Here is a 12,895-nt window from a genome sequence, read left to right on the forward strand (position 1 = left end):
AAAATCATTTAAAACTCAATTAGCTTACTACAATTTTTAAATCATTAAATCTTTTAATTATTCAATTTATCACTGATTACTCTAATCGTATTCTTAACATCCTCTGCAATTTTTCTTGCTTCAGCAATATCTTCATTTACTATAGTTACATGTCCCATTTTTCTAAAGGGACGCGTTTGTTTCTTTCCGTAAATGTGTGGCGTAACACCGTCCCATCCTAATATTTTTTCTATATTTTCATATATGACATTACCTGAAAAGCCTTCTTCCCCAACCAAATTTACCATAATTCCTGCTACTTTGCTATCCGTTTTTCCCAGAGGTAAATTAAGAATGGCACGCAAATGGTTTTCAAATTGTGAAGTATAGCTGGCTTCAATAGAATAATGTCCTGAATTGTGTGGACGAGGAGCCACTTCGTTTACTAAGATTTCATCCTCTTCTGTTTGAAACATTTCAACGGCCAATAATCCTACGTGATTGAATTTTTCGGAAACGGTTAAGGCAATTGTTCTTGCTTTCTCGGCAACTTTATCATCAATTCTGGCTGGGCAAATCACATATTCTACTTGGTTTGCTTCAGGGTGAAATTCCATCTCAACCACAGGATATGTTTTAATATCTCCGGATGGATTGCGGCAAACAATAACGGCTAATTCATTTTTGAACGGAACCATTTCTTCTGCAATGCATTCTACATTAGCTAAATTGTCTAAATCCGAGATTTGTCTAATTACTTTGACTCCATTTCCGTCATAACCAAATTCCGTACATTTCCATACGAAAGGTAATTTTAGTTTAGAATCAAGAATATCAAGAACTACGCTTTTTAGATTTGGGAATCGTTTGTAATTTGCAGTTGGTATACTATGTTGGATATAAAAATCTTTCTGAATTCCTTTATTTTGAATAAGTTTCAGTGTTTTAGGAGAAGGATAAACTTTCAATCCTTCATCTTCTAGTTTTGCTAAAGCTTCAAGATTAACCAGCTCGATTTCAAAAGTCAAAACATCAACTAACTTTCCGAAATTGTAAACAGTTTCGAAATTCATTAAGTCGCCTTTGAAAAAATGGTCACAGGCTATTTTGCAAGGCGCTTCATCACTTGGATCAAGTACATAAGTTTGTATGTCGAATTTTCTGGTATCAAACAACAGCATTTTGCCGAGTTGTCCGCCACCGAGAATTCCCAGTTTAAAATCGGAAGAAAAATAGTTCATCGTTATATTGAAATTTATCTTTAAAATTGATTTTACAAAGATACTTTTAAATGAGTAATAATAAAAAAATACGACTTGTAAAATAGTCAGATAAGTATTTCATCATTGTGAAAATTATCTTCTCACAATTATTTTTTTGGAAAAATTCCCGTTGGCAGTCTCGATTTTTAAATTATAAAATCCTGTCGCTAGATTTTCAACATTGATTGAAAGCTGGCTGGTGCTTAAAGGGTTTTTATATTTCCCAATAAATTTTCCGTCTATTGAGTAAATAGAAATCGAATAAATGTCATTGTTATTTGGTGAATTAATGGTAATTAGTTCCGAAGTTGGATTTGGATAAACGATAACTTCGTAACTGTTTTTGAATTCATTAACGGAAAGTAATTTGTCAGTATAGCAAGTCGAATTAACTACGTTTTGAGTTTTGATTAAATCGGCTATTTTGTTATTTGTAAAGCCCGTATTTGTAGTTCGATTGTAGAAAGTCAAGTCTAATGTTTGGTTGCTTGCTCCAAACCAATCTTGAAGAATTGTACTAAAAACTCTTCTGTTGTCATGCTGAACGGTTCGAACTTGATAGTTATTTGCTAGTACTGCTTCGGATAAATTGATATTTGTCCCGGAGATTCCAGGATTTATGGCGCTTCCAAAAACAAACATTGGGGCAATTTCTCCATGATCTGTTCCTAAGTTTGCGTTTTCTCCAGCTTTTCTCCCAAATTCTGAGAAGGTAACTGCCACAACATCATTTGCCATGTTTTGATTGTTCAAGTCCGTGATGAAAGTTGTAATAGCTTCTGATATTTGAGTCAAAAGATTGGCATGATTACCTAAATGGGCAGTGTTATTTGCCGCTACTTGCATGTCATGCGTATCAAATCCGCCTACTTTTACTAAATAGACTTTGGTCTGAAGTCCGCCTGAGATAAATCGTGCCACTGTTTTTAATTGATTGGATAAACTGGTATTCGGATATGTTAAAGAATTGGACCCGTTATTAAAGGAATTCGATATGGTTTGAGCGTACGAATTTGCAGAAGTGTCATTATTGATAATGTATTGAATTAAACCCCCATATTCTGAATCGGGTATATTTGCGGGAGGTTGTCCGCCTAAACCATTGACTACAGAATAAAATCCTGATAAATCCTGGCCACTAATGTTCAAAGACATTCCGTGTTCAACTTCTCCATGAAAACCTAGCGAATTGTCACTACTGCCAAGTTGAATTCCTAAAGGAAAGTTTGAGTTTAAATAATCAGTATAATAATTCTCAAGAAAACGACCAGTCCATCCACTATCAAAATTATTATTGGCCATAGTGCCATCTCCTCCTGTTAGCCATAAATCAGTTGATTTAAAATGAGATTTGTCTTGGGATGGATAACCGACGCCTTGAATAATTCTCATAAAACCTTTATCGTAAAGGGATTTAAATCCCGAGAGAGAAGGGTGTAGCCCTACTTGATCGGTTAACGCCAAAGTTGAATCAAGATTAATAATACCATTTGTCATCCCAATATTATTAAGTTTAATATTCGGTCGCAATGTAGCATAGGTATCATATTGATTGATGGGTACGATGGTGTTTAATCCATCGTTAGCCCCAGCTAATTGAATTAATACAATTTTTTTTGAGCTAGAGTCAGGGCATGTTGTCATGCCTACTGAATTAAAAAGAGCAAAAACTTCAGTAGGCAATAGTGAAAGTGCGCTAGCTGTTGAAGTCAATTTAATGAAATTTCTTCTTTTCATGATATGTCTTGTTTTGTTATTAATAAATAAACTAAAACAGTCGAGATTCGGGGTCTCTTAATACCTTGGTCGCTAATTTTTTTTTGAATAGTGCTAAAATAATAGAGATTAAGTTCTCTTAAATATATTGATTTTAAATGGAAATTTGAAATAAACTAGAACATTTGAGATTCGGGAGCTCTTAATATCTTGGTTACTAGTAGCTTTAATCGGGATTCTACGACTGTGTTACTATTGGTACTGATAAAAGTATTCCATGCTTCACTCCAATAATAATTAGTGAGGCCCTGAAGGAGGAAAGAATTCATAAAATAGTTAATGCGATCAGCACTGGCTTCCTGAGCGAAAAGTGCATTGCATAACTCGGTAGTTAATGCAATAGGGTCTGACGGGTTTGATACAATTCCACCATTTTTTAATACATCTGAAATATTTATTTTAGCAGCAATAGTACTGTTGCCACTAATTCTGTTTACTCCGTCGAGTAATGATTCTCCTAATCTGTATTTTGCAATTAAGGTTGAAGATGAAATCCAAATTTTATCATAATCAGGAGCCTGATAATAGGCAGCATGTCCAGCTACGTTTTCAGGATTAAATAGTCCCATGTTAGATTTTGTGAGAAATGTATTGTATACAAAATCATTCCAAAAAGGACCGTAGAATTCTAAAGGTTTAGAAGAAGGATTCGGTATAGCGGCTTGTAAATAAGTGCATATTTCTGATAGTTGTTGAATAGGGGATTTTATTGTTCCTCCAATAGTTTCGTCAGTTGCATTGCTGTCATCTAAATCATAAAAATGTTGGCTTTCTAATAATTTTCTAATAATCGGAACAATTTCATAGCCATTGTCATAGAGATTTTGTGCCAGAGGATTTATAATGTCATTTTCAACCTCAGGGGAGATGTTGCTTTTTACAAAGTAGGTATATATCTTTCTACAAATATTTTTGGCTGTAGCCGGTTGGTTGAAAACCATTTCAATGTAATTGTCTAATTCAGTATCCATCGAGGCAGCATCAGTCGCAGAAGTGATTATTTTGCTGTTAAAAGCGCCACTAAAGGATTTAGAACTGGTGTTGTGATCGGAGTATTGATTGTACCCTCTTGGTATTCCAGTTTCAGTGTCAATTAGGGTTCGGTCATATTTTCTCTTAAATCCAGTTAATATTCTTGCGGCTTGCACAATATCAGATTCCGTATAATTGGTGTAATTTCCAGGTGCAATTTGAACTCCTTTGCCAATGGTAAATAATTCGAGAAACTCACGTGCGTAATTTTCATTTGGAGAGCCTTTTACATTTGAAGTATTATTCAAAAAGCAAAGCATCGAATTATTAAGTGTCATCTTTTTTGCTAACTTTTTGTAATTCCCGTAAGAATAAAATAAAAGCAAGCGGATATAGTCATAAAATTCAGTTGAAGACCCAAATACATCCGTATTTTTTATAACGGTAAATCGGGTGGAAAGAAAATGAGAAAGTTTGAATTTAAGTGTGGGAGTATTAATAGCATTATACCACCACCAGCCGGTTACAATCGTACCTTTACCATATTGATTAGCAAATGAGGTGGCTAAATTTGTAGATTCTGTCCAAAAACCGTCTGGAGCAGATGTCGGAGTAGGGTCGTAAGGAAGGCTCAAAGGGAGTGGGTTATCAATCAATAGTAAATCTAAAGCTTGGTTTGAATTTAATTTAGCGTATTGGTCTATCAAGGCCTTGGTGTACACAAATGTGGCTCTTCGCAACAAGTGTTTAGCGTTTTTTACACCTAAAACTGTAGTATTTGGATTTAGTGAAGCCATAGTTGTACGATTTTCATTATCCTTTACTTAAATTTAGCTATAAATAAATTTGATACAATATTTTTTCGATTAACAGATTACAATACTCGTCTAACTGTTTGTTTTTTAGAAAAGTATATGTTTTTTTTAAGATTTTTAATCTAAGTTTTATAATTGTGTTATTAGGATAATTAGCGCATTCGATAGTACACATACAAAATAATGCCCATTTATCAATTGTCAAATTCGAATTCTGTATCTTTGCACATTATTTTAAACACGAAAATAATGATACAACTTCACGATAAACAATTTGTTCCGTTTATTTCCGCTAAAGAAATTGATTTTGCTATTGCTAAAATGGTTGCGCAAATCGAAGATGATTTTGCTGATGAAACACCCGTATTTGTAGGTGTTTTGAATGGTGCTTTTATGGTCGTTTCTGATTTTATGAAGCTTTATAAAAAACCATGCGAAGTGTCATTTATAAAAATGGCTTCTTATGAAGGGACTTCTTCAACAGAAGAGGTTAAGCAATTAATTGGGTTGAATCAAGATTTAACAGGACGTTCGGTTATAATAATAGAGGATATTGTGGATACCGGTAATACTTTGGTAGAACTGAAGGCATTATTCAAAAAACAAAATGTTAAGCATTTTAAAATAGCCACTCTTTTCTTTAAACCAGAAGCATACACGAAAGACATCAAAATAGATTATGTTGGAATCAGAATTCCAAATAAATTTATTGTAGGCTTCGGATTGGATTATGATGGTTTAGGAAGAAATTTACCGGAAGTATATAAATTGAAAGAATAACTACACAACAACATGACTAACATTGTTTTATTTGGAAAACCAGGAGCTGGTAAAGGAACTCAAGCCGAGTTTTTGAAAGAAAAATACAAATTAACACACATATCCACTGGAGATGTATTTCGTTTTAATTTAAAGAACGATACTGAACTAGGTAAACAAGCAAGAGTGTATATGGATGCGGGTGATCTAGTACCAGATGAACTGACTACTAAAATGCTTATCGATGAGGTAAATAAACATCCGGAAACAAACGGAATTTTGTTTGACGGGTATCCAAGAACAATTTCACAGGCCGAAGCTTTAGATGCTTTTCTTGCCACAATTGATTCAAAAGTTGCCGCAACAATTGCACTCGAAGCGGATGATGAAATCTTAATCCAAAGATTATTGGAACGAGGAAAAACAAGCGGTAGAATAGACGATCAAGATGAAGAAAAAATCAGAAATCGCTATCAGGAATACAATGAGAAAACCGCTCCTTTAATGGAATATTACCAGGGGCAAGGCAAATTTCATGCAGTAAACGGAATAGGTTCAATTGCTGAAATTACCGAAAGAGTAAGTAAAGTGATTGATAATTTATAGGAGCAATTCCAGCTGTACATTACAAGTCCTCGCTAAAAAATTTTTTTTCTAAGTCATAAAAGGAGCTTCCTGTGGTCGCTCTTTTATGACAAGAAAAAATAATTTTTTTATCTGCGGTCTTTTCATTGCCATCTGGGCTAAAATCCAAGTGGTCGATTGATGAAAGTAAGGAGTGAAAAACAAATTTTGATACATAAACGAATCAACTAAAAAATTGGAAATAGTAATAATATTTTTTCTAATACTGTTAAATGGCGTTTTCTCTATGTCTGAAATCGCATTGATTTCAGCGAGAAAAAATAGATTAGAGACAGCAGCAAAAAAAGGAAATAAAAGTGCCAAAATCGCTTTGGATTTAGCTAATTCTCCTAATAAGTTTTTGTCAACAGTGCAAATAGGTATCACGTTGATTGGGATTCTTACTGGTATTTATAGTGGAGATAAAATCACCAAGGACGTAGAAACGTTTATTAAGGGATTTGAAATGCTAACACCTTACGCACACCCATTAGCGGTAGGAATTGTAGTTGTGATATTGACTTTTTTCTCTCTTGTCTTAGGAGAATTACTGCCTAAAAGGATAGGTTTAAATCATCCGGAAGCAATAGCCAAAGCAGTTGCATTGCCCATGAAAATAGTCTCAATTGTTACGGCACCGTTTATTTGGTTGTTGACCCATTCGACGGAATTTTTATTGAATGTTTTAAAAATAAAGCCAACCGCTGACGGTAAAGTAACTGAAGAAGAAATAAAAGCTATTATAAAGGAAGGAACTGAAGGCGGAGAAGTTCAGGAAATTGAACAAGATATCGTAGAGCGTGTTTTTCATATTGGTGACCGAAAAATAAACTCATTGATGACACATAGGAAATCAGTGATGTTTTTACCGTTGCATTCAAATAAGGAACAGGTTAAAGAATTCATGCTAAAAGAATTGCATTCTATTTACCCAGTATTTGGTGATAACTATGATGATATTGTAGGAGTTGTAAACCTAAAAAATATTTTTGCTCATTTTGAAAATGAAAACTTCAATCTGGCGGAAATAATGACTGAAGCTCCTTTTATGATGGAGCAAACAACGGCCTATATTGCGCTTGAAAATTTTAAGAAAACAGGAATTCATTATGCGTTTGTTTCTGATGAATATGGTGTTTTTCAAGGTGTAATTACTTTGAATGATATTTTGGAAGCTTTGGTAGGGGATGCTTCTGATTTCTATAAAGATGACTTTCAATTAATAGAAAGAGAAGATGGTACTTGGTTAGTAGATGGGCATTATTCACTACATGATTTTCTGACTTACTTTGAATTAGACGAATTGATAAATGATTATGAAGTAACTACGGTGAGTGGATTAATAATGACTGAACTTTCTCATATTCCTAAGCAGGGTGAGAAATTAGTTTGGCAGAAATTTGAGTTGGAAGTCATTGATATGGATGGCGTGAAGATAGATAAAGTGATGGTGAAAGCATTGCACATGTAAAAATAGTTTATAGGATTGAAGAACTCAAAATGAGTACTGAAACTATAGTTGAAATTGAATATTAGAAAAGATGACTGAAGGGAATTTTGTAGATTACGTTAAAATATATGTTTCTTCCGGAAAAGGAGGAAAAGGATCTACGCATTTGCATAGAGAGAAATTTATTGAAAAAGGTGGGCCTGATGGTGGAGATGGTGGTCGTGGTGGACACGTTTATTTAGTGGGTAACAAAGGTCTTTGGACTCTATTTCATCTTAAATTTGCCCGACATATTAAAGCCGGTAATGGTGGTGATGGAAGTGGGGACCGAAGTACAGGTGCTGATGGAGATGATAAATTTATCGAAGTACCATTGGGAACTGTTGTAAAAGACAAAGAAACTGGAGAAATTTTGTTTGAAATTACTGATGATGGTGAAAAACAAATTCTTTCCAGAGGTGGAAAAGGAGGTTTAGGAAACTGGCACTTTAGAAGCTCAACCAATCAAACACCAAGATACTCACAACCGGGATTACCTGGAGCGGAAATGGATGTGATTTTAGAATTGAAAGTTTTGGCCGATGTAGGTTTGGTAGGTTTTCCCAATGCAGGAAAATCAACATTGTTGTCTGTATTGACTTCTGCTAAACCAAAAATTGCAGATTATCCTTTTACAACCTTAAAGCCAAATCTTGGAATTGTAGCATACAGAGATTTTCAATCTTTTGTAATTGCTGATATTCCTGGAATTATTGAAGGTGCTGCCGAAGGTAAAGGTCTAGGACATTATTTTTTGCGTCATATTGAGCGCAATTCAACTTTGTTGTTTTTGGTTCCTGTTGATACTCCGGATATCAAAGCTGAATATGATATTTTAGTTAATGAATTGACGAAATACAATCCAGAAATGCTTGATAAAGAGCGTTTGTTGGTGATTTCAAAATGCGATATGTTAGACGACGAATTGAAAGCTGAATTAAAAACAGAATTGGATGTTGCTTTCAAAGACATTCCTTATATGTTTATCTCATCTGTTGCTCAACAAGGCTTGACAGAATTGAAAGACAAGTTATGGAAAATGTTGAATGACTAACACTTTATAATTTTTTACTAAAAGGTGCTCTGAAAAGGGCACCTTTTATTTTTATGATTCAGTTTGGATCATAAGTGTCAAATAAAAACTGCAAGGTTTCGGGGATATTATTGGCTTGTATCTTCGGGTATTTTATGTGGGAATCAAGCCAGTTTTCTATCATCAAATAAAAATCATCGCCCACATCATAAAGGACTGGTACACCCATTTTTTTGAGCGCCGCTGCATTGCATTCTTGTTCATAGTGCTTACGAATAGGTATAGAAAGTATTTTTTTTTCTAAATATAATGCCTCAGCTGGCGTTTCAAATCCTCCACCAGTTATGATTCCTTCGCAATTTATGAGGCTTTTATTGAAGTACTCTTGATTTACTGGAAAATACGTTATGTTTTTAATAGTATGTTTGGTTTGCACATCATTCAAAAACCAATGAAAAGAATAATTAGGCAGTTTATTGAATGCTTTTTCTAAACATTCTTTTTGAAAAGAAGGCAAATAAACGGTAATGTGACCTTTGTTTTTAGGTACGGCATTTACAATTTCATCTTTGATAATTGGAGGAAGTATAAAGGAGTCATATTTGTCAAAATGCAATCCAATATATTGAGGAGAAGGTGCATAATGTTTGAGAATCATTTCTCCCATAACGCTCTTTTTTTCTGGTCTGGGAGTCAACGGGGATATAAAACTGGCTTGATGGCCAAATTGTATCGAATGTATTTTTTGTAATTTGCATGACAGAGAAGTGATCGAATCAAAATCATTGATGATCACATCGTAGTTTTTCAGTGGCAAAGAATTTGCGTCTTTGTAGATTTGTTTTGGTTTAATATTTTTGGCAATATCCCAATAATTCAAACCACCGCATTTACTGTAATGTAAGCTACAGCCATTACTTTTGTATTTTATAGGCAAATTGACATCCAGGCTTGCATTGTTGCCACTCATAAAGAAATCAACCTCACCAAATTTTTGTAAATAAGGGTATAATTGAATCGCTCTGCTGATATGTCCATTACCTGTTGCTTGAATAGCATAAAATATTTTCATTACTCTATATTTAGATTTTAAGAATGCGTGTTGTTTTTTGAATGCGCTTTTAGGAAAGAATTTTGTTGACAATATCATGGACTATTTTTTCCTCTAGGGTATCATGTTCTTTGTAGTGTTCTGCTTTATAATGATAAAGGCTCCACTTTTCTTTTTTGTATTCTAAGGCGGTGAGGTTTTCAACCCAATCACCACTGTTTAAATACATAACTTTTCCGTGTTCGTTTTGGACTTCCTTCATTTGAGGTTTGTGAATATGTCCGCAAATTACATAACTGTATTTTTTTTGAATGGCTATTTCTGCAGCGGTAGTTTCAAAATTGGATACAAACGAAACTGCTTTCTTGACACTATCTTTAATCATTTTTGAATAGCTTCTTTTCTCCTTTCCTAAAAGCACTAAAAGCCAGTTAATCAAACTGTTGATTAAAATCAATAAATCGTATCCTTTTCCACCCAGTTTGGCTAGTATTTTAGCATAGCCTTTCGTAGAGGAGTCAAATACATCTCCATGAAAAATCCAGGTTTTCTTTCCGTCTAAATCCAGAATTAATTTATCAGCCAATTCAAAATTTCCTAATATAAAATCAGAGTATTTCCGTAAAGCTTCATCGTGATTTCCGGTAATATATATAACACGGGTTCCTTGATTAGACATTTTTATAATTTGTCTCAAGACATTCATGTGAGAAGCAGGGAAATAACTTTTAGTGAAACTCCACATATCGATGATATCTCCATTTAAAACCAAAGTTTTTGGTTGAATAGATTTTAGATATTGTAGTAATTCTTTGGCATGACATCCATATGTGCCAAGGTGTATGTCACTTATGACCACCAGCGGAATTTTTCGTTTCCTATTCATAATTAGTTTTTACTAAAGTAATTCCTCTATGTTAGGATAACGTTTCAGGATTATTATTATATCTTTTTGTTTTGTTGCTCTTATAAGCAGAACAAAATATGTTTATTACTTTAAAATTTTCTTATTTTTGAAAGATGAAAAAAACAGTGTACTTTTTTTTATTACTTCCTTTGATGATTTTGGCGCAATCCAATTTCGATAAGGGAGAAAAGCTATTCAAAGAAGAAAAATTTGATCAGGCGCAGTTAGTTTTTGAATCTATTTTAAAAACTAATCCTCATGATTTAAAAACTATTGAATATTTAGGCGACATAGCCGGAAAAGATAAATCTTGGGATGCAGCGATTGGTTACTATAAAAAACTAAAACAACTCAAGCCTTTAGAAGCCAATTATTATTATAAATATGGTGGTGTTCTTGGAATGAAAGCTATAAATGGCAATAAATTCAAAGCACTTGGAATGATTGATGAGGTTAGAGGTTCTTTTGAAAAAGCAATTGCGTTGAATCCAAAGCATATTGAGGCACGTTGGGCGTTAATTGAGTTGTATATACAGTTGCCTGGAATTGTTGGTGGGAGCCAGTCTAAAGCAGTTAAGTATTCAAATGAATTAATGAAACTCTCGCCAGTAGATGGTCATCTGTCTAAGGGACATATTGACGAATATTTTAAAAGATACAAGTTAGCCGAACAAAACTACAAAAAAGCTATAGCTATTGGAGGCTCAAAAATGAGTTACCAAAAGCTCGCCAATTTGTATAGAAATAAAATGAATGATCCTGAAAAAGCTAGATTAGTTTTGGAAGAATATAAAAATAAAAGAGGGTAAAAGGTCGAAAATTAAATTTTGACTTTTTCGAATACAACAACTATAAACCATAAACTAAAATGCGTACACATTTTATAGCTATCGGTGGAAGTGCCATGCACAATCTAGCCTTAGCGTTACACAATAAAGGATATCAAGTTACAGGAAGTGATGATGCCATTTTTGAACCATCAAAATCAAGATTAGATAAAAAAGGGATTTTACCCGCAGAATTGGGTTGGTTTCCTGAAAAAATAACATCTGGTATCGAAGCAGTAATTCTAGGTATGCATGCTAAAGCTGATAATCCAGAGTTGTTGAAAGCACAAGAATTAGGATTGAAAATATATTCCTATCCTGAATTTCTTTACGAACAATCCAAAAATAAAACACGCGTAGTTATAGGAGGTTCTCATGGAAAAACAACCATAACTTCGATGATTCTTCATGTGATGCATTACCATAATATTGCAGTCGATTATATGGTTGGGGCACAACTGGAAGGATTTGAAACCATGGTGCATCTTACGGAGGAAAATGATTTTATCGTTTTAGAAGGGGATGAGTATTTGTCTTCGCCAATAGACAGAAGACCAAAATTTCATTTATATCAGCCTAATATCGCTTTGATTTCTGGAATTGCTTGGGATCATATTAATGTATTTCCGACGTATGAGAATTATGTAGAACAGTTTGAGATTTTTATTGATAAAATAACTAATGGTGGAATTTTGGTTTACAACGAAGATGACTCTGAAGTAAAACGTGTTGCCGAAGCCGCTACGAATCCAATCCGAAAATTAGCCTATCATACTCCAAAATATACCGTGAATGATGGCGTTACGCTTCTCGAAACGCCTGAAGGCGATATGCCCATAGAAGTTTTTGGAGCACACAATCTAAATAATTTGGCCGGAGCCAAATGGATTTGTCAGAACATGGGTGTTGATGAAGCTGATTTTTATGAAGCTATTGCCAGTTTTAAAGGAGCGTCAAAAAGGTTAGAAAAAATTGCTGAAAGCAAAACCAAAGTAGCTTACAAAGATTTTGCTCATTCTCCCAGTAAAGTTGCTGCAACTACAAAAGCGGTAAAAGAGCAATATCCAAACCGAACTTTAGTAGCTTGTTTAGAGTTGCACACCTATAGCAGTTTGAATGCTGAATTCCTAAAAGAATATGAAGGCGCATTAGAGTACGCAGATAGAGCAGTTGTTTTCTATTCACCAGATGCAGTTAAAATTAAGCAACTGGAAGAAGTGACTTACGAACAAATTGCAAATGCATTCAACAGAAAAGATTTAATTATTTATACAAATCCAAAAGATTTCAAAGACTATTTATTCAACCTAAATCTCGATAATTCAGCTTTGTTATTGATGAGTTCCGGTAATTATGGCGGATTGAATTTTGATGAAGTGAAAGAATTGATGAAATAGAAGG

At 34.0% G+C, this 12,895-nt stretch carries 11 protein-coding genes; 6 read left to right on the forward strand and 5 right to left on the reverse strand.

Annotation, left to right across the window (positions count from 1 at the left end):
- Window positions 1-53 precede the first annotated feature (53 nt).
- From BUC23_RS13565 to BUC23_RS13575, 3 genes are all read right to left on the reverse strand, one after another.
- The gene (locus tag BUC23_RS13565) at window positions 54-1,220 is read right to left on the reverse strand and encodes a 5-(carboxyamino)imidazole ribonucleotide synthase (RefSeq protein ID WP_073210319.1); all 1,167 of its coding nucleotides are present in this window, start codon (window positions 1,218-1,220) and stop codon (window positions 54-56) included.
- Between the two features lie 114 nt (window positions 1,221-1,334).
- Window positions 1,335-2,978, reverse strand: a complete 1,644-nt coding sequence (locus tag BUC23_RS13570) for a DUF1501 domain-containing protein (protein ID WP_073210321.1) — start codon at window positions 2,976-2,978, stop codon at window positions 1,335-1,337.
- A gap of 155 nt (window positions 2,979-3,133) precedes the next feature.
- The gene (locus BUC23_RS13575) at window positions 3,134-4,786 is read right to left on the reverse strand and encodes a DUF1800 domain-containing protein (protein ID WP_073210322.1); all 1,653 of its coding nucleotides are present in this window, start codon (window positions 4,784-4,786) and stop codon (window positions 3,134-3,136) included.
- Between the two features lie 267 nt (window positions 4,787-5,053).
- Between BUC23_RS13575 and hpt the strand changes: the two genes are divergently transcribed.
- From hpt to obgE, 4 genes are all read left to right on the forward strand, one after another.
- Window positions 5,054-5,584, forward strand: coding sequence for a hypoxanthine phosphoribosyltransferase (hpt, locus tag BUC23_RS13580; RefSeq protein WP_073210324.1), 531 nt, complete (start codon window positions 5,054-5,056; stop codon window positions 5,582-5,584).
- Window positions 5,585-5,596: 12 nt separating this feature from the next.
- Window positions 5,597-6,169 (forward strand): adenylate kinase, encoded by a 573-nt coding sequence (locus tag BUC23_RS13585; protein WP_073210327.1) that lies wholly within the window; start codon window positions 5,597-5,599, stop codon window positions 6,167-6,169.
- A gap of 214 nt (window positions 6,170-6,383) precedes the next feature.
- Entirely contained in the window at window positions 6,384-7,658 is a 1,275-nt protein-coding gene (locus BUC23_RS13590) for a hemolysin family protein (protein ID WP_073210329.1), read from the forward strand.
- 70 nt (window positions 7,659-7,728) lie between these two features.
- Window positions 7,729-8,730: a GTPase ObgE gene (gene obgE / locus BUC23_RS13595; protein WP_073210331.1), complete on the forward strand. Its 1,002-nt coding sequence runs from the start codon at window positions 7,729-7,731 to the stop codon at window positions 8,728-8,730.
- 58 nt (window positions 8,731-8,788) lie between these two features.
- Here the strand turns inward: obgE and BUC23_RS13600 are convergent, their stop codons facing one another.
- Together BUC23_RS13600 and BUC23_RS13605 are read right to left on the reverse strand one after the other, a co-directional pair.
- Window positions 8,789-9,781 carry a glycosyltransferase family protein gene (locus BUC23_RS13600; RefSeq protein ID WP_073210429.1) on the reverse strand — a complete coding sequence of 331 codons (993 nt, stop codon included), beginning with the start codon at window positions 9,779-9,781 and terminating at the stop codon, window positions 8,789-8,791.
- A 49-nt stretch (window positions 9,782-9,830) separates the two neighbouring features.
- A complete protein-coding gene (locus BUC23_RS13605; protein WP_073210333.1) occupies window positions 9,831-10,646 on the reverse strand; it encodes a UDP-2,3-diacylglucosamine diphosphatase in 816 nt (271 codons plus the stop codon).
- 134 nt (window positions 10,647-10,780) lie between these two features.
- Between BUC23_RS13605 and BUC23_RS13610 the strand changes: the two genes are divergently transcribed.
- Entirely contained in the window at window positions 10,781-11,476 is a 696-nt protein-coding gene (locus tag BUC23_RS13610) for a tetratricopeptide repeat protein (protein WP_073210335.1), read from the forward strand.
- Between the two features lie 59 nt (window positions 11,477-11,535).
- Window positions 11,536-12,891, forward strand: coding sequence for a UDP-N-acetylmuramate--L-alanine ligase (locus BUC23_RS13615; protein ID WP_073210337.1), 1,356 nt, complete (start codon window positions 11,536-11,538; stop codon window positions 12,889-12,891).
- Window positions 12,892-12,895: the final 4 nt, after the last annotated feature.

It is taken from the genome of Flavobacterium xinjiangense (genome assembly GCF_900142885.1).
Classification (GTDB): Bacteria; Bacteroidota; Bacteroidia; order Flavobacteriales; family Flavobacteriaceae; genus Flavobacterium; species Flavobacterium xinjiangense.